The organism is Enterobacter sp. SLBN-59 (genome assembly GCF_024807915.1).
GTDB lineage: Bacteria > Pseudomonadota > Gammaproteobacteria > Enterobacterales > Enterobacteriaceae > Enterobacter > Enterobacter asburiae_B.
The window spans coordinates 402,567-420,654 of sequence record NZ_JANUFI010000001.1 but is presented as its reverse complement, the minus strand read 5'-3'; the positions used below and the strand labels follow the sequence as shown (position 1 = coordinate 420,654).

The 18,088-nt window shown below is 57.0% G+C and carries 16 protein-coding genes; 6 read left to right on the top strand and 10 right to left on the bottom strand.

Annotated features, from left to right (window positions below):
* Positions 1-14 precede the first annotated feature (14 nt).
* Genes sirB1 through hemA form a run of 5 tightly spaced genes read right to left on the bottom strand, consistent with a single transcriptional unit; the run spans position 15 to position 4,427 of the window.
* The gene (gene sirB1, locus M2422_RS01965) at positions 15-824 is read right to left on the bottom strand and encodes an invasion regulator SirB1 (protein ID WP_064672665.1); all 810 of its coding nucleotides are present in this window, start codon (positions 822-824) and stop codon (positions 15-17) included.
* A 3-nt stretch (positions 825-827) separates the two neighbouring features.
* Complete coding sequence (gene sirB2 / locus M2422_RS01960; RefSeq protein ID WP_064672666.1) at positions 828-1,220, bottom strand: invasion regulator SirB2; 393 nt, start codon at positions 1,218-1,220, stop codon at positions 828-830.
* Entirely contained in the window at positions 1,217-2,047 is an 831-nt protein-coding gene (gene prmC / locus M2422_RS01955) for a peptide chain release factor N(5)-glutamine methyltransferase (RefSeq protein ID WP_064672667.1), read from the bottom strand. The genes sirB2 and prmC overlap by 4 nt, the downstream gene beginning before the upstream one ends.
* Entirely contained in the window at positions 2,047-3,129 is a 1,083-nt protein-coding gene (prfA, locus tag M2422_RS01950; RefSeq protein WP_021240360.1) for a peptide chain release factor 1, read from the bottom strand. Before prfA ends, prmC begins: the two co-directional genes overlap by 1 nt.
* Before the next feature lie 41 nt (positions 3,130-3,170).
* A complete protein-coding gene (gene hemA, locus M2422_RS01945; protein ID WP_023335999.1) occupies positions 3,171-4,427 on the bottom strand; it encodes a glutamyl-tRNA reductase in 1,257 nt (418 codons plus the stop codon).
* Positions 4,428-4,628: 201 nt separating this feature from the next.
* On the opposite strand from hemA, the gene lolB reads away from it, so the two are divergent.
* From lolB to dauA, 4 genes are all read left to right on the top strand, one after another.
* On the top strand, positions 4,629-5,240 hold the full coding sequence (gene lolB / locus M2422_RS01940; protein ID WP_023312128.1) for a lipoprotein insertase outer membrane protein LolB: 612 nt from the start codon (positions 4,629-4,631) through the stop codon (positions 5,238-5,240).
* On the top strand, positions 5,237-6,106 hold the full coding sequence (gene ispE / locus M2422_RS01935; RefSeq protein WP_064672668.1) for a 4-(cytidine 5'-diphospho)-2-C-methyl-D-erythritol kinase: 870 nt from the start codon (positions 5,237-5,239) through the stop codon (positions 6,104-6,106). The genes lolB and ispE overlap by 4 nt, the downstream gene beginning before the upstream one ends.
* Before the next feature lie 125 nt (positions 6,107-6,231).
* Entirely contained in the window at positions 6,232-7,179 is a 948-nt protein-coding gene (prs, locus tag M2422_RS01930) for a ribose-phosphate diphosphokinase (RefSeq protein WP_003856663.1), read from the top strand.
* A 124-nt stretch (positions 7,180-7,303) separates the two neighbouring features.
* Entirely contained in the window at positions 7,304-8,983 is a 1,680-nt protein-coding gene (gene dauA, locus M2422_RS01925; protein WP_064672669.1) for a C4-dicarboxylic acid transporter DauA, read from the top strand.
* Positions 8,984-8,986: 3 nt separating this feature from the next.
* Here dauA and M2422_RS01920 read toward each other — a convergent pair whose 3' ends face one another.
* Both M2422_RS01920 and ychH read right to left on the bottom strand, forming a co-directional pair.
* The gene (locus tag M2422_RS01920) at positions 8,987-10,027 is read right to left on the bottom strand and encodes a MerR family transcriptional regulator (RefSeq protein ID WP_064672670.1); all 1,041 of its coding nucleotides are present in this window, start codon (positions 10,025-10,027) and stop codon (positions 8,987-8,989) included.
* A gap of 121 nt (positions 10,028-10,148) precedes the next feature.
* A complete protein-coding gene (gene ychH / locus M2422_RS01915) occupies positions 10,149-10,424 on the bottom strand; it encodes a stress-induced protein YchH (protein WP_023312132.1) in 276 nt (91 codons plus the stop codon).
* A 274-nt stretch (positions 10,425-10,698) separates the two neighbouring features.
* On the opposite strand from ychH, the gene pth reads away from it, so the two are divergent.
* Both pth and ychF read left to right on the top strand, forming a co-directional pair.
* A complete protein-coding gene (gene pth / locus M2422_RS01910; protein WP_023336005.1) occupies positions 10,699-11,283 on the top strand; it encodes an aminoacyl-tRNA hydrolase in 585 nt (194 codons plus the stop codon).
* 126 nt (positions 11,284-11,409) lie between these two features.
* A complete protein-coding gene (gene ychF / locus M2422_RS01905) occupies positions 11,410-12,504 on the top strand; it encodes a redox-regulated ATPase YchF (protein WP_064672671.1) in 1,095 nt (364 codons plus the stop codon).
* A gap of 45 nt (positions 12,505-12,549) precedes the next feature.
* On the opposite strand, the gene M2422_RS01900 is transcribed toward ychF, so the two are convergent.
* The 3 genes from M2422_RS01900 to M2422_RS01890 form a co-directional block, all read right to left on the bottom strand.
* Positions 12,550-13,008, bottom strand: a complete 459-nt coding sequence (locus tag M2422_RS01900; RefSeq protein ID WP_231113490.1) for a hypothetical protein — start codon at positions 13,006-13,008, stop codon at positions 12,550-12,552.
* Positions 13,009-13,088: 80 nt separating this feature from the next.
* Complete coding sequence (locus tag M2422_RS01895) at positions 13,089-13,652, bottom strand: hypothetical protein (RefSeq protein WP_064672672.1); 564 nt, start codon at positions 13,650-13,652, stop codon at positions 13,089-13,091.
* A gap of 8 nt (positions 13,653-13,660) precedes the next feature.
* Positions 13,661-18,085, bottom strand: a complete 4,425-nt coding sequence (locus M2422_RS01890) for an RHS repeat-associated core domain-containing protein (protein WP_155739941.1) — start codon at positions 18,083-18,085, stop codon at positions 13,661-13,663.
* Positions 18,086-18,088: the final 3 nt, after the last annotated feature.

Genomic DNA, 18,088 nt, shown 5'->3' with positions numbered 1-18,088 from the left:
AATCGGAATTAAGATTAATGCAGTGTAATTTGTTTGTGCGAGATCGCGTTGATCTGCGCACGAATCATTTCGCTAATGGGGTCTTCCGGACACTGCTCGACGAAATAATTCAAATCATTCAGCGCCACGTGCTCACAGTCGAGCTGCGCGTAGATCAGGCCACGATCGCGAATTTCGTACGGGTCTTCCGGGTTGAACTGCAGCAGCACTTCGCTGGCGCGCAACGCCATCTCCATCTGACGCTCTTCCATCAACGCGGACTTCAGCGTATCCAGCAGCTTGCGGATCACTTCCGCGTTATCCGCCTCGTCGAGATCTTCGTTGAACAGTTCAGCCACCGGGCTGATATTGCCTTTCAGCCACACGTCCAGCGTATGTTCATCCAGCGTGTCGCCGTTGAAGGGATTAATGAGCCACATTTCGCCGTCCAGCCACTCTGCACGCAGGATCATCTGCGTCGGGAAAATGACCGGGACCAGCGGAATATCCAGACGGTGCGCGACCCACAGCAAAATAGAGCCCAGCGCCACGGCGCTGCCCTGACGATTTTTTAAGACCTGGTCCAGCCATAACGCGTCAGACAGGCGATACACGCCCCGCGTGTCGCAGAAACCCCATTCGCCGTAGAAAAGCTCCAGCAGCTTCTCTAATTGCCAGTCTTGCGGGCGAGCCTGATTAATCTCTTCACGCGCCAGGCTGACCAGATTCTCCAGCTCATCGTAGACAAACTGCGACGTAAAATCGTCGCGAATCATCTCAGAAATCAGGATCATGCCATCGCAAAGCGGCACTTTATTAAATTCGAAATCGGCTAAGGACCTCATGACTTACCCCAGTAACGGTATTCTTGTGGTGGCGAGTTTAATGATGATGTACAGCACCACCAGACCCAGCAGAAAGGCGATAAACCCGACCTGCTGGCTGCGCGGACGACGACGCCCAAGCGCGATAAAACCCAAAACGATGTAGATGATAACGCCAAACAGCTTTTCAGTCAGCCATGCACCTTTATCAGTAAATGGCAGATAGCCGGTCTTCCACATGAGCCCGGCACCGGAAAGGAGCAATAGCGTGTCGATGCAGTGCGGCGCGATACGCACCCAGCGGGCATCAATCAGCGGATTGTTGCTGTAGCGCCACCAGTAACGGACGATGAAAAAGCTGACGGTCAGCGCAACGGAAATGAGGTGGACGGTAATGAGTACGGTAAACAGGCTCATAGCCACTGCCCCAGCGTCAGGCGTTCGTTGCCGCCGTAGTCGCGGCAGGTTTCGACAGCGGCGTAGCCAGCTTGCGTAAACAGTGCCCGAACGGCCTCTCCCTGCGTCCAGCCATGTTCCACGAGCAGCCAGCCGCCGGGAAGCAAATGTTCCCGTGACGTTGTCACAATGTGATCGAGATCGGCTAATCCCGCGTTGGCGGCCACGAGCGCCGTCAGCGGTTCGAAGCGCACGTCTCCCTGCGCAAGGTGCGGGTCATGTTCGTCGATATAGGGAGGATTGCTGACAATCATCGCAAATGAGCGATTCTCCAGCGCGGCAAACCAGCTGCTTTGCAGCACCGTCACGTTGCGAAGTCCGAGACGTTCCACGTTACGCTGCGCCAGCGCCACCGCATCGGACATCACATCCACCGCCGTTACCGCGCAGTCGGGCCGCTCGGTGGCCAGCGCCAGCGCGATAGCACCGGTGCCGGTACCGAGATCGAGAATGCTGCAGGCCGTCGCAGGTAAACGCGCCAGCGCCTGCTCCACCAGACACTCGGTGTCCGGACGCGGGATCAGCGTCGCCGCCGAGACGTACAGCGGTAACGACCAGAACTCACGTTCACCGACCAGATGCGCCACCGGCTCTCCGGTTTTACGGCGGGCAAGCAGCGCGCCGAGCTGCGCTTCCTGTTCCGCGGTCAGTTCGGTTTCGCCAAAAGCCAGCAGATACGTGCGGGCTTTACCCGTCACGTGCTCAAGCAAAATCTCGGCGTCGCGTTTCGGGCTTTCGCTTTCTGAAAGCTCATCGGCCGCCTGACGTAACCAGCGCTGAAAATCCATTATTCCTGCTCGGACAGCGCCGCCAGCTGGTCGGCCTGGTATTCCTGCACGATAGGCTCGATCAGCATATCCAGCTTCCCTTCCATTACCTCGTCCAGACGGTACAGCGTCAGGTTGATGCGGTGATCGGTTACGCGCCCCTGCGGGAAGTTATAGGTGCGGTTACGGTCGCTGCGATCGCCGCTGCCCAGCAGGTTACGGCGCGTAGACGCTTCCGCCTGCTGGCGTTTCGCCATTTCGGCTGCGTGGATACGCGCGCCCAGCACGGACAACGCTTTGGCTTTGTTTTTGTGCTGCGAACGCTCGTCCTGACATTCAACGACGATGCCGGTCGGCAGGTGGGTAATACGGATGGCGGAGTCGGTGGTGTTAACGTGCTGACCGCCCGCGCCAGAGGAGCGGAACGTATCAATACGCAGGTCTGCAGGATTGATGTCCGGCAGTTCAGCTTCCGGCAGCTCAGGCATCACCGCAACCGTACAGGCGGAGGTGTGAATGCGGCCCTGAGATTCGGTGGCCGGCACGCGCTGCACGCGGTGACCGCCGGATTCAAACTTGAGACGACCGTACACGCCGTCGCCGCTGATCTTGGCGATAACCTCTTTGTAGCCACCATGTTCGCCTTCGTTGGCGCTCATGATCTCCACGCGCCAGCGACGCGATTCGGCGTAGCGGCTGTACATGCGGAACAGATCCCCGGCAAACAGCGCCGCTTCGTCACCGCCGGTACCGGCACGCACTTCCACAAACGCGTTACGCTCGTCGTCCGGATCTTTCGGCAGCAGAAGCACCTGAAGCTGCTGCTCCATCTCTTCAGAACGCGCTTTCGCATCCTGCAACTCTTCCTGCGCCATCTCGCGCATTTCAGGATCGTCGAGCATCATCTGCGCGGTTTCGATATCTTCCTGAACCTGTCGCCAGTCGGTAAAGCATTTAGAAACATCACTTAACTGCGCGTATTCACGCGAGAGCGCGCGAAAACGTTCCTGGTCCGCAATGGTCCCGGCATCCCCGAGCAGCGCCTGTACTTCTTCATGGCGCTCGTGCAGAGCTTCCAGTTTAGCGACGATAGAAGGCTTCATAGGCGTAAGTGCACCTTGTCTTAGAAAATGGGTATAGGGCGCTATTCCAGCCCGAGGCTGTTGCGCAGAATAGTCAGGCGTTCATCATCCCCGTCACGGGCAGCCTGCTGAAGAGATTTGGTTGGTGCATGGATCAGGCGGTTGGTCAGTTTCCACGCCAGATCCTGCATAATCGCATTTGCGTCGCCGCCCTGTTCAAGGGCTGCTAACGCTTTGGCAGTCAGGTCATCACGCACCTGCTCCGCCTGCCCGCGGTACTCGCGGATGGTCTCGCTGACGCTTTGCGCGCGCAGCCAGGCCATAAACTCACTGGTTTCCTGCTCAACGATGGTTTCCGCCTGAACTGCCGCGGCTTTACGCTGGGCAAGGTTGTGCGAAATGATGCTTTGCAGGTCATCCACGCTGTAGAGATAGGCATTAGGCAGCTTTCCCACTTCCGGCTCAACATCGCGCGGGACGGCGATATCCACCAGCAGCATCGGCTGATTACGGCGGGACTTTAGCGCACGCTCCACCATCCCTTTTCCGATAATCGGCAGCGGGCTGGCGGTTGAGCTGATAATAATGTCAGCCTCTTTCAGGCGTTCATCGATGTCGCTCAGGGCAACCACCTCTGCACCCACTTCATCCGCCAGCACCTGCGCGCGTTCGCGGGTGCGGTTAGCGATAATCATCTTTTTCACTTTATGCTCGCGCAGATGGCGCGCCACAAGTTCGATGGTTTCGCCCGCCCCCACCAGCATCACGGTGACGGTAGAAAGGGATTCAAAGATTTGGCGTGCAAGGGTGCAGGCCGCGAAAGCAACAGAAACCGCACTGGCACCAATGTCGGTTTCGGTTCGCACACGCTTCGCCACGGAGAACGACTTCTGGAACATGCGCTCCAGCTCGCTGGCCTTCAGATGCCCTTTTTGCGAATCCGCAAACGCTTTTTTCACCTGACCCAAAATTTGCGGCTCGCCCAGCACCAGCGAATCCAGCCCGCTGGCGACGCGCATCAGATGGCTGACGGCATCGTTGTCCTGATGCCAGTACAGGCTGTTGCGCAGCTCGTCTTCATTGAGGTTGTGGTAGTCACATAGCCAGCGGATCAGCGCTTCGTGCAGGTTGTCCTGCTCTTCCACGCTTAAATACAGCTCGGTACGGTTGCACGTCGAGAGCACCACGCCACCCTGCACCATAGGCTGTGCAAGCAGGCTGTCCAGCGCCAGGTCAAGCGTATCCGGCGAAAACGTCACGCGTTCTCGCAGCGAAACCGGAGCCGTTTTGTGGTTGATGCCGAGTGCTAATAGGGTCATGTTGAGCGGGAGTAGTACCAGCGTTAATAAGGTTAGCAGAACGCATCATACAGGATGCGCGAGATCAATAAAAGGGACTGCCTCCTTTCGGAGTAATAGGTTACACAACCCTTTGAGATAATTTGAACGTAGACGGTAGCCCCCTTCGACGCTAGCATTAACAGTTATAACTGCAACGTATCTCAAGGATTTGTCCTCATTATGACCCGACTGATTCGCCTGCTGCCGCTGGCAGCACTGGTTCTGACCGCGTGTACCGTCACCCAACCAAAAGGCCCGGGCAAAAGCCCTGATTCACCGCAGTGGCGTCAGCACCAGCAGGACGTTCGTAATTTGAACCAGTACCAGACACGCGGCGCTTTCGCTTATCTCTCTGACGAACAAAAGGTTTATGCCCGCTTCTTCTGGCAGCAGACGGGGCAGGACAACTACCGCCTTCTGCTGCTGAACCCGCTGGGCAGCACCGAACTGGAGCTTATCGCCAAACCGGGCGAAGCGCAGATCACCGATAACAAAGGCCAGCACTATACCGCGACCGATGCCGAAGAGATGATTGGCAAGCTGACCGGGATGCCTATCCCGCTCAACAGCCTGCGCCAGTGGATCCTTGGCCTGCCGGGTGAGGCAACGGACTACACCCTTGACGACCAGTACCGTCTGAGCCAGGTGAACTACACCCAGAACGGCAAAACCTGGAAAGTGGTGTACAGCGCCTATGACAGCAAGAGTAAACCGTCGCTGCCATCAAACATGGAGCTGACCCAGGGCAGCCAGCGTATCAAGCTGAAAATGGACAACTGGATCGTTAAATGATGACCCACTGGCCCTCTCCGGCAAAGCTGAACCTATTTTTATACATTACCGGCCAGCGTGCTGACGGTTATCACACCCTCCAGACGCTGTTTCAGTTTATTGACTATGGCGACACGATCTCTATTGAACTGCGCCAGGACGGGCAGATTTGCCTGCTAACGCCGGTCGAAGGCGTGGCGCATGAGGACAACCTGATCGTGCGCGCCGCGCGTCTGCTGATGAAAGCCGCGGCGGAATCGGGCCGTCTGCCCGCGGGAAGCGGAGCAGATATCCGTATCGAGAAACGCCTGCCGATGGGCGGCGGTCTGGGCGGCGGCTCATCCAACGCCGCCACCGTGCTGGTTGCGCTGAACCACCTCTGGGGATGCGGGCTGTCGAAGGACGAACTGGCCGCCCTGGGCCTGACGCTGGGGGCGGATGTCCCGGTGTTTGTGCGCGGTCATGCGGCCTTTGCTGAAGGCGTGGGTGAGATCCTCTACCCGGCTGAACCGCCGGAGAAGTGGTATCTGGTTGCCCACCCTGGCGTAAGTATTCCGACACCGGTCATCTTTAAAGATCCTGACCTGAAAAGGAATACCCCGGTTCGGTCAATAGAAACGTTATTAAATTGTGAATTCAGCAACGATTGCGAGGATATCGCAAGAAAACGTTTTCGCGAGGTTGATGCGGTGCTTTCCTGGCTGTTAGAATACGCGCCGTCGCGCCTGACTGGTACAGGGGCCTGTGTCTTTGCTGAATTTGACACCGAATCCGCCGCTCGTCAGGTGCTTGAGCAAGCGCCGGTTTGGCTGCATGGTTTTGTAGCACGCGGGATGAACACCTCCCCCCTACAGCAGACCATTCTGGCGCAGACTGAGTTTCGGTGACAACGTCACCCTGTTCCAGACGTTGCATCGCGCTCTTTAATACACCGCCTGGATAGCCTTCGCCTGGCCCGCACAGTTTGCGGCGAACGCTATCCACCACTGGACGCATGCCTGAGGTTCTTCTCGTGCCTGATATGAAGCTTTTTGCTGGTAACGCCACCCCGGAACTAGCACAACGTATTGCCAACCGCCTGTACACTTCCCTCGGCGACGCCGCCGTAGGTCGCTTTAGCGACGGCGAAGTCAGCGTACAAATTAACGAAAATGTACGCGGTGGTGATATTTTCATCATCCAGTCCACCTGTGCTCCAACGAACGACAACCTGATGGAACTGGTTGTTATGGTCGACGCCCTGCGTCGCGCTTCCGCAGGCCGTATCACTGCTGTAATTCCTTACTTCGGCTATGCCCGTCAGGACCGTCGCGTCCGTTCCGCGCGTGTGCCAATTACCGCTAAAGTTGTCGCTGACTTCCTGTCCAGCGTCGGCGTTGACCGAGTACTGACCGTTGACCTGCACGCAGAGCAGATCCAGGGTTTCTTCGACGTTCCGGTTGATAACGTATTCGGCAGCCCAATCCTGCTGGAAGACATGCTGCAGCTGAACCTGGATAACCCAATCGTGGTTTCTCCGGACATCGGCGGCGTGGTACGTGCCCGTGCTATCGCTAAGCTGCTGAACGATACCGACATGGCGATCATCGACAAACGCCGTCCGCGCGCTAACGTTTCTCAGGTGATGCACATCATCGGTGACGTTGCTGGCCGTGACTGCGTGCTGGTTGACGACATGATCGATACCGGCGGTACGCTGTGTAAAGCAGCTGAAGCGCTGAAAGAGCGTGGTGCCAAGCGCGTGTTCGCTTACGCGACTCACCCGATCTTCTCCGGTAACGCGGTAAACAACCTGCGCAACTCCGTCATTGACGAAGTTGTGGTATGCGATACCATCCCACTGAGCGACGAGATCAAAGCACTGCCAAACGTGCGTACGTTGACCCTGTCCGGGATGCTGGCCGAAGCGATTCGTCGTATCAGCAACGAAGAATCCATCTCAGCAATGTTCGAACACTAATCGAACACGGCCGAAAAACCCGCTGCGGCGGGTTTTTTTGTCTCCGGGTTTTATTTGTATGATTAATGCCTCCTTCACCTGCCATTCACATGACAGATGATGCGCATACGGATGATAGATAATTGTGAAAAACGTAGCCTCCTCACATGTTCTGCCCTTTCGCGCCCTCATCGACGCCTGCTGGAAAGAGAAGTACACCTCGTCACGCTTTGTCCGTGACCTGATTGCCGGGATCACCGTCGGCATTATCGCCATCCCGCTGGCGATGGCGCTGGCGATTGGCAGCGGCGTTGCGCCGCAGTACGGTCTGTACACCTCGGCCGTTGCCGGGATAGTCATTGCCCTGACGGGCGGCTCGCGCTTCAGCGTCTCCGGCCCGACCGCCGCCTTCGTGGTGATCCTCTACCCGGTTTCACAGCAGTTTGGTCTGGCAGGCCTACTGGTCGCCACCCTGATGTCCGGCGTCTTTTTGATTCTGTTTGGTCTGGCCCGCTTTGGTCGCCTGATTGAATATATTCCCCTTTCCGTGACGCTGGGATTCACATCGGGGATTGGTATCACCATCGGAACCATGCAGATCAAGGATTTCCTCGGCCTGCAGATGCCCCACGTACCGGAGCACTACCTGCAAAAAGTGGGGGCGCTGTTTATGTCGCTGCCGACGGCCAACCTGGGCGACGCCGCCATCGGGATTGTGACGCTGGGCACGCTGATCGTCTGGCCTCGCCTCGGTATTCGTCTGCCGGGCCATCTGCCCGCGCTGCTGTTGGGCTGCGCGGTGATGGCGATCGTCAATATGCTCGGTGGTCACGTCGCGACTATCGGCTCGCAGTTCCACTATGTTCTGGCGGACGGTTCACAGGGTAGCGGCATTCCGCAACTGCTACCGCAGCTGGTGCTACCGTGGGACATGCCCGGCTCTAGCTTTACCCTAAGCTGGGATTCCCTGCGAGCCCTGCTTCCCGCCGCGTTCTCTATGGCAATGCTGGGGGCGATTGAATCCCTGCTCTGTGCCGTCGTTCTGGACGGGATGACCGGCACCAAGCACAAAGCCAACAGCGAACTGGTCGGTCAGGGATTAGGCAACCTCGTCGCGCCGTTCTTCGGCGGTATTACCGCAACGGCAGCCATCGCCCGTTCTGCGGCCAACGTGCGCGCGGGGGCAACCTCACCGGTTTCGGCGGTTATCCACTCCGTGCTGGTGATCCTCGCCCTGCTGATCCTCGCCCCGCTGCTCTCCTGGCTACCGCTTTCCGCCATGGCCGCCCTGCTGCTGATGGTGGCCTGGAACATGAGCGAGGCGCACAAGGTGGTGAACCTGCTTCGTCGCGCGCCGAAAGACGACATCATCGTGATGCTGATCTGCATGTCGCTGACCGTGCTGTTCGATATGGTTATCGCCATCAGCGTCGGGATCGTGCTGGCTTCCCTGCTGTTTATGCGCCGCATCGCGCAGATGACGCGCCTTTCCCCGGTTAACGTCGAGGTGCCTGACGATGTGCTGGTGCTGCGCGTGATTGGCCCGCTGTTCTTCGCCGCGGCGGAAGGTCTGTTCAGCGATCTGGAGTCCCGCATCGCGGGCAAACGGGTTGTGGTGCTGAAATGGGATGCCGTACCGGTGCTCGATGCAGGCGGCCTGGATGCCTTCCAGCGCTTTGTGAAACGTCTGCCGGAAGGCTGCGAGCTGCGGGTGAGTAACCTGGAGTTTCAGCCGCTGCGCACCATGGCGCGCGCGGGCGTACAGCCTATCCCTGGCCGACTCTCCTTCTACCCTAACCGTGAAGCCGCGTTAGCGGATCTGTGAGTCTCATGATGCAGAGAAACGTCTCTGCATCATCACCCCGATCGCCTGCTGGAGCCATGCAAGCACGGCAGGCGTCATCCAGGTTCCTTTCATCAGGTGCGGCTCCTGCTGCATGGCAGTACGAAACTTTTGCTGAGTTTCCGGGTTCTTGCCCGCGTAAGACTGGAACAATGCCAGCCAGTTTTCAGCCAGCTTTTGCGCCTCCTCACAGGCAGGATCGATATTTTCCCGCTGCGCCTGATGCAGTTTCGCCACCAGCGGCGGCCACTCCATCATGCGGTCAAAGTAGTGTGCCCGGGTAAAGGCCATCTCTTCGGCAGTGAGATACTTCTCCCATATGCAGAGCTTAGACTCAGCAAACGCGCGCGTGATGTAATCCGTCATCTCCGGCGTGATGCCGGTCTGCGCCTGCATCTGCGGTTCAACGCTGTGCATCTCGTTCAGCCGGGTGAGAAACTCCGGCTTGCCCGCCGTGTCCTGCTCAAGGCGCTCCATCCAGCGCGTCGCCAGATCCATCGCCCGGGCGTCAGTAGCGGGTATATGGTGCTCCAGCAGCGTGTTGGCCTCTGCAACCAGCCCTGACCAGATAGCCGCCAGCGCATCCTTCTGCACCGCAAACGGCAGCTGCTGTAACTCTTCTTTGCTAAACCAGCGATCGTACATATTCATTAACTCCAGAGTCTGTAGCCAGGATTCCAGATCCGGCGTCGCATCGTCGAGAAGCCCGGTTCGCAGCTCCACCAGCCGATCGCGCAGCGTATGTATGCTGCGCAGCTGTTTATCCAGCAGCGTGATTTGCGCATCGAGTAACTCGGTTAACGACAGCGACTCCTGTTCCAGGAAATCCCTGATTTCAGCAAGTTCCAGCCCCGCTTTTGCCAGCGCCTGGATCATATGCAGACGCTGGACATCCGCCAGGTTGTAAAGCCGGTAACCTGCCGCGCTTCTGGCAGAAGGCAGCAACAACCCTGTTTGCTCATAGTGGTGCAATGTCCGCACGGTGATCCCGGCGCGTTTCGCCAGCTCACCCACCTGAATCAACATAACTGCTCCTTTTTCTTTGCCAGTGGCGCCACTCTGGAGCCTTACGTTACGTGAGGGTCAACCCTTGATGCAAAAAAAAACGACTCCCTCGGGAGCCGTTTCGGCGTTCTTTATCGTAGCACTAGCTGTGCTTATGCTGATCGCGACGACAGCGTTTGTCGTAGTGGCGCACCCACCAGTATTTATCGCAGACTTCCTCATGGCCGCTCACGCGCGCCCCTGCAAGCCACAATACCGCACCAACGAAGATGCTCAATATCGCGCCGTGCGCGAAGTATTGCGGGAGGTCAATCTGAGGTAACTGGTTTAAAATGGAATAACCCACGCCGGCTACCATCACGAACAGCCCCAATCCCATCAGTACGTTACCGAGTAACGAAGCGTTTTTGCGTTTCATGTGTCACCTCCGGAACTTTGGGTTGTCAGGGGAAAAGCCCCTAATCCTTGTGTGTAAAGTATAGACAACGCCCCTTTTATGAGTTGCGTGAATGATCACAATTACAGATAAGTCCCAAACAAAAGTTTACAAATAAGGCTTTGAACAGCTTGAAATTCTAATGGTTCAAATCAGAAATTATTCGTATTTCGCTGGGAAGATCGCAGAATTTTGTCAAGCGGCGCGACAGACAGTAAACTACGCGCCAGATCTGGAACCCATTAGGAATTGAATCGTGACGATTAAACTGATTGTCGGCCTCGCCAACCCCGGCGCAGAGTATGCAGCCACCCGCCACAACGCTGGGGCATGGTACGTCGATCTGCTGGCCGAGCGGTTACGTGCTCCCCTGCGTGAAGAACCTAAATTCTTCGGGTATACCTCACGTATCAACCTTGCTGGCGCGGATGTTCGTTTACTGGTGCCCACCACCTTTATGAACCTGAGTGGTAAAGCGGTGGCGGCAATGGCAACGTTTTATCGCATCAATCCGGATGAAATTCTGGTCGCACACGATGAGCTGGATCTCCCGCCCGGCGTGGCAAAATTCAAGCTGGGCGGCGGGCACGGCGGCCACAACGGCCTCAAAGACATCATCAGCAAGCTGGGCAATAACCCGAATTTCCACCGTTTGCGCGTTGGAATCGGCCATCCGGGCGATAAAAACAAAGTTGTCGGTTTCGTACTCGGTAAGCCCCCGGTTTCTGAGCAGAAACTGATTGACGAGGCGGTAGACGAAGCGGCGCGCTGCACTGAAATCTGGCTGAAAGACGGGTTAACCAAAGCGACAAACCGCTTACACGCTTTCAAAGCGCAATAATCCGCCCGATCCGGCTTTTTTACCGCGCGTCATGCGGGTTACGTGTATAATAGGCGTAGTTATTTACTTTTCATCAATCGGTTATCGTTAACGGATTGATTATCAAGATATTAAGGTGATTTAGAAATGGGATTCAAATGCGGTATCGTCGGTCTGCCAAACGTGGGCAAATCCACCCTGTTTAACGCGCTTACCAAAGCGGGTATCGAAGCGGCGAACTTCCCGTTCTGTACCATCGAACCTAACACCGGCGTTGTGCCAATGCCGGACACGCGTCTGGACCAGCTCGCGGAAATCGTTAAGCCGCAGCGCATTCTGCCAACCACCATGGAATTCGTGGACATCGCGGGCCTGGTAAAAGGCGCGTCCAAAGGTGAAGGCCTGGGTAACCAGTTCCTGACCAACATTCGTGAAACCGAAGCGATCGGCCACGTTGTGCGCTGCTTCGAGAACGACAACATCATCCACGTTAACAACAAAGTGGATCCGGCTGACGACATCGACGTCATCAACACCGAGCTGGCGCTCTCTGACCTCGACACCTGCGAACGCGCTATTCACCGCGTGCAGAAGAAAGCCAAAGGCGGCGACAAGGACGCGAAAGCGGAACTGGCTGCGCTGGAAAAATGTCTGCCACAGCTTGAAAATGCGGGCATGCTGCGCGCGCTGAAAAACCTGACTGAAGAAGACAAGGCGGCGATCAAATACCTGAGCTTCCTGACCCTGAAGCCAACCATGTACATCGCCAACGTTAACGAAGACGGTTTTGAGAACAACCCGTACCTCGACAAAGTGCGTGAAATCGCGGCGGCTGAAGGTTCTGTGGTTGTGGCGGTTTGCGCTGCAGTTGAATCCGACATCGCTGAGCTGGACGACGCTGACCGTGAAGAGTTCATGGCCGAGCTGGGTCTGGAAGAGCCGGGCCTGAACCGCGTGATCCGCGCGGGCTATGAGCTGCTGAACCTTCAGACCTACTTCACCGCTGGCGTGAAAGAAGTGCGTGCGTGGACGATCCCTGTGGGTGCGACAGCTCCTCAGGCGGCCGGTAAGATCCACACCGACTTCGAGAAAGGCTTTATTCGTGCGCAGACTATCGCGTTTGAAGACTTCATCACCTACAAGGGTGAGCAAGGCGCGAAAGAAGCAGGCAAGATGCGTGCGGAAGGGAAAGACTACATCGTTAAAGATGGCGATGTGATGAACTTCTTGTTTAACGTTTGAGTTGTTTTGAATGAAAAAAATCCACGCCTTGGCGTGGATTTTTTTTCATAAATTACCGATTTCCGCCCTCTTTCGCAGATAGAACTCAAGGTATTTTTTAGGTCTATCCTGAAACGCACGCTCTTTGCCGTAGTTATAAGCATCGTTGAAATATTTATACGCTTCATCGAATTGATTCAACTCGTAACAGACCATGCCGAGGTCGATTGATGGTGCAGTGTCTATATTCGATCCACGTGTGCGCAACGTCGTCTCTCCCCATTTCTTCGCCTCATCGTAATCCTCAAGATCAAAGTAAGCGCTGTACATGCACGCAGCGATCCAGTTAGCAAATTCCGATTCAAACTTTGGCTCAGCAAGAGCTTGCCAGGCTTTTTGGTATTGTTCTAAAGCTTCGGCGTATTTTTGGTTGTCGTGAAACTCGTTTCCTTTTTCTACAAGAGATGTAACTCTTTTTTCATCGAATTTATAGCATACGTTTTTCATATATTTATTCATTATCATTCGAAAAGAGATCTCCTTGCCTATATAAAAGGGATATAAGCGATAAATGCCTTCAGAAGCAGGGAGGTCTCTAAAAGAAACTAACCAAAAAAGAAATATTTAAAAGCTTCTGCCTCAACATCCTTAAGCTTGCTTTTTAGCATTAAATCGATATCTTCCAGAAAGTCCTCTCTGAAATTAAAATCATCATCTGTAGCATCACCATCATATTTACTTTGTTCTATCTCAATGGCAGAACAAAAAGCATCCAAAAAGTCGGCTAACGAATTGGAGATAATGAAATTTCTTTTTTGAATACTACCATAAACAGGAGATGTAATATTTTGGGTATCACAAAAAAGAACATCTCCATTTCTTTCAGCAAAGATTATATATTCATCGCGCCAGGTCGTGTCATTTTGAACTCGCCAGCCTGATAACATTTCATTAAGCTCTTGGGACTCAACAATCTGTATAAAGAAAGTACCATCAAATGTTGGGTGGTCATTTAAAATCAAATGGCTATAAAAAAAACGAATTTCGCCATTTAAATTCACTGGAAAAGAAGTTTCATTTTCATCGTCTGTATAGTCTATCTCTCCCATATTTAAATCATTCATTTTGAATTTGCTAACAAAGTCTTGGACTGCATTTTGTATGTTCATCTTTCCCCCTATAATTGCTTACATCGTTGTCTGGATTTTAGTGTTCTTTCTCTATCGATTAAGCGCCCGCGCGTCGAGTTTTTAGTATTCCCTCTATGTCCTTGATCACCATGGACATGCTCATTGAACTTGTCGGGATGGTTATGATTTTTCAAGAAAACAATATTCCTCGGATCACCTTGCCATTTAGAACCAAGTGTACCATTACCTTCTACCGAGTTGATATGATGCCCAGTATAGCCTGCCCGTGACATCACGGAGGTAAGACTTTTGTTCGGAGTCTTCAATATTAAATCTCTCTCTTGCGCAGTCCAATTCCTGGTGCCAGCCCCGCCATCCTGCAATAAGGCTTTTTCTTGCACCCATGCCCTAGAGATAGCAGAGCTTCTAGCTCCGTTTTGAGCAGAAAGAGAATCGTGTGGGCGGTAGCGAATCAGATCTTCAGGAGTCAACCCCCACGGATCCACCCAACCCAGCGCGTTCGGCGCATACTGGTAAAGGTTAATCCCCCCCGCCAGTCCTATCGGGTCCTGCTGCGTAAACCGCCCGCAGTCCGGGTCATAATACCGGAACAGATTGTAGTGCAGCCCTGTCTCACGGTCCAGGTATTGCCCCTGCATGCGCAGGTTCTGAGAATATCCTGATACCTGCGTCTCGCTTTCCCGCAGCAGCTTGCCCCAGGCGCTGTTCACCCCTTCCCAACGCACCTGCCCTTCGATATCCGTCATCCGCTCCGGCGTGCCGTTGGGCTGGCAGTGGAACCAGAAAATCTCCGGTGCATCCACGCCGTCAATACGCGCCAGCGGATCGTAGCTGTCCTGATCGCTGTAGACGTAGGTGAGCGGCACATCCCCGTGCACCTCCTGCAGCAGGCGGAACCCTTCCCAGACAAACCGGGTTGTGACCGGCTTGCCGGTTGGCTGTCCGCCCAGCATCTGGCGTCGCGTTTTGCTGATGCGTCGCCCGAGCGGATCGTAGCGGAAGCTGACCTGCGTCTGCGGTTTATTGCGGTCCCGCGGCTGGCTGATGACTTCCGTCAGGCGGTGTTCACCGTCGTAGCGGTAGTGCCAGCGGGTCTGGCCGTTATCCTTCTCCACGGTGCGGCCGTGGATGTCATAACGCCAGCGAATGCCGCTCAGCTGCGTCAGGCGGTTGTGCGTGACCTTCTCGGCAGCCCCTTCAAGCGGGTTACCGGCTGCATCCCAGCGCCACTGCTCCTGTCCGGGCAGCGTGCCGTCCTGAACGAGCAGGCGCCCGGCGCTGTCGTACTGCCAGCGGTACCAGCTGAACGGGTTATCGTCCCGCTCTTCACGCACCAGGTTATTTCGGTAGTCGTAATCCCAGCGTCGGGACCAGCGGCGCGGCGACGGGCGCTGCGCATTGCCGGTAAAGACGTCCCGGCGATGCAGTCGCCCAAGACGATCGTATTCGCTGCGGGTGGTCAGCAGCCCCTGAGTGCGGCTGGTCTCCCGGTGGAGTTCGTCGCGGGTAAAGTCGGAGACCGACAGCTTATCGAGAGCAATGCTCAACAGATGCCCGCTGCCGTAGTAAAACTGCTTCAGCTCGCGACCATCGGGCAGCGTGACGGAGGTGCGGTTGCCCAGCGCGTCATACTCCCACGCCAGCTCGCCGTGCTCGCCCGCCTCGCGCGTCACGCGACCGAGCGCGTCATACTCAAAGGCCAGCTCCTGCTCTGCCGCGGTGGTCCAAGCGTCGGCTGCAAGCGCAGGATGCAGCCCAATCCGGCTTAACAGCCCGGACGACGTGTAGTGATAGCGTGTCTGCCCCTCCGGCGTGGTGCGGGCGACCAGCTGGCCGCTCGCGCTCCAGGCGAAGGCATGGGTGATGGCCTCAGGATGACCGGTGGCAAACGTGCGTGCTATCGTGCGTCCGCAGGCGTCATAGCGATACTGCGAGGCTACGCCATCGAGCCCCACCTCTTCCAGCAGCAGCGAGTCCGCGCCCCAGCGGAACTGATACGCTTCGCCGTTTTCGTTTTCCAGGGCAATCAGACGCCCGCGGCTGTCCCAGCGGCGACGGACCTCTTCACCCTGGGTATTACGCGTCGCGGTTAATCGCCCTGCCTCATCGTATCTGAACTCACTTTCCTTACCGTCGGCGCCCGCATGCTTCACCGGCAGGCCGCGTTCGTTCCATTTGAGCGATTCCGTCCAGCCTTCCGGGCGATCGAGCTGCACCGGACGCCCTGCGGCGTCGTAGCGATATCGCGTCTCTTCCCCGTCGGCGCCAGTCTCGGCCAGCAGCCAGCCCAGCGGATGGTAGCGGTAGAGGGTAATACGCCCGGAACAGTCCGTCGAACGAACGATCTGCCCGGCCTCGTTGTACTCCTGGTAGCGGCTGTTTCCGGCGGCATCGACCTCTTCAACGACCTGGCCGAACTCGTCCCGGCGTAGCTGCGTGGTCTGCCCCATCGGGTCCACCACGCGCTTAAGCCCGTGATGTTCGTCGTACCAGAACCGGGTGGCGCTGCCGTCGGCTTCGATAATGGCCGCAGGAAGCGCGCGGTGCTCCAGCCAGGCGGTGGTGCGGGTATTACCGTCGGCGTCGATCTCCTGAACCCGGTTGCCCATTTCGTCGTAGACGAAGGTAACGGCATTGCCGAGCGGATCGATGCGTCGCGTCAGAAGCTCGTTCTCGTTCCACTCGTAGCGCCAGTTTTCACCGCGCTCGTCAACGTAGCGGACAATCAGATTCTGCGCGTTCCAGTAGTGGCGGCGCGTCTGGCCGTCGTAGTGCTCGACGGTCGTCAGCCCGGCGGCTAAATCGTAGCTAAAGCGGCACCCGTCGCCGGTGCTGGTGCGGTTTTCCACCACGCGCCAGTGATCGAATTTTTTCCAGCGGTATTCGCTCTCCAGACCGCCCGGCATCCGGTGCCAGACCATCAGCCCGTGCTCGTTATAGCGGTATTCACGCGTCACCACGCCGGAGGCATCCGTCGCGCTCGCCAGCTGGCCGCGCGCGTCGTAGCCCCACTGCATCAGCGGCCATGTCTGGCTGCCGTCGAAATGGCTGGCTGCGGTAACGCGCTGCGGGAAACGTTCATCTTCGTAGCGCAGGGTGACGTCTATCGCCCGCGGCTCGTCGTGAAGGCCGACCAGCCTGCCGTGCTCGTCCCACTCCGTCAGCAGCGCGTTGCCGTATTCGTCGCTGAGGGAGGCCAGACGCAGGATAGATGGATTCGCCCGGGTCGGTTTATACAGACGCCACACCGCGCCGTCATCGTCGGCAATCGCCACGTCGCCGTTCTCATTGCGGCGGATGATAATGCCTTCGCTGATGCTGTAAAACGCGCGGTCGACCGGCGGCAGCTCGAAGCTCAGCTCGCGCCCGGTTTCGTCGAACCAGGTGGCGTTGTTGTCTTCCAGCGTGAGATAGCTGTCAAAGGTGGTTGCCCAGCCCAGACCGAACAGCCCTTCCCGGGTGGTCAGGCTGTTGTAGCTGCGCTGCCAGCGAAGCGGAAAGCGCCCCGGCAGCGAGAAGTCGAGCTCGTCGTCGTCATTCAGCACCTTCACGCCGGTGGCGGCGTGAACCGGGTGCGAGGAGCCAAACACCGCATTCACTGCCATATCGGCCAGCATCCCGCCGCCGGCCGCCGCCAGCGCGCAGGGCATGTTTTTCAGGATCTTACCCGGACGCCCGCGCAGCAGTGAGAGCGCAATCATCCCCAGCGCCAGACCCGGCGTTTTACCGCTTTTGATATCGCGAACCGTGAGCGTGTCGCCGCCGATGATCACGTTCGGGGAGACGTCGTCGGAAACGGTGCCTTCGCAGGTGGTGCGATCTTTGGCGCGCACCGCGGGCTGCCCGTTGATGAAGACGCTTTTAGAGCCTTCCGCCAGATACTGCGGCCCGGAGTGCTTTTCGCACGCCACCTTGTCTTCTTCCAGCGGCGAGGTTCCCGCGGCGGCAGAGGCCACGCTCGGCTGCCACATTTCGCTGCCAAACTGTCCGGCTGCGGAAAGCAGCATGCCCGCGTAATCGGCAAAGCTGCCCGGCGACTGCGGCTCAGGAGACGGCGTATCGGCGGGCGTCAGCGTGCCTGCCGCGCGCGCGGCGGGGATTGCGTTGGTGAGAACGTTACTGGAACCGGTAGTGATTTTACCCGCGGGCGACGGCGGGAAAAGCGCATTACCTAACCCCTCAGCGGCGTTGCTGATATCGTCGGTGATCCCCGCGACGTTCGCCAGCACGCCACCGATAATCCCACTTAACAGACAGCTGGATCCAATTGCTGCCACGCCCGCTGCGGCTGCCCCCGCCCCCAGCAATGGCGCCGCTACGGTTGCTGCTGCGCCTACCGCCGCGCCGATCACCGCATAGGCGGCACCTTCCGCCACAATGCTGGTTATGTCAGCAAAAATGCTGGAGTGAATAATCTCGTCGCCCTTACGGGCCGCGTTGTTATCGCTCATGCC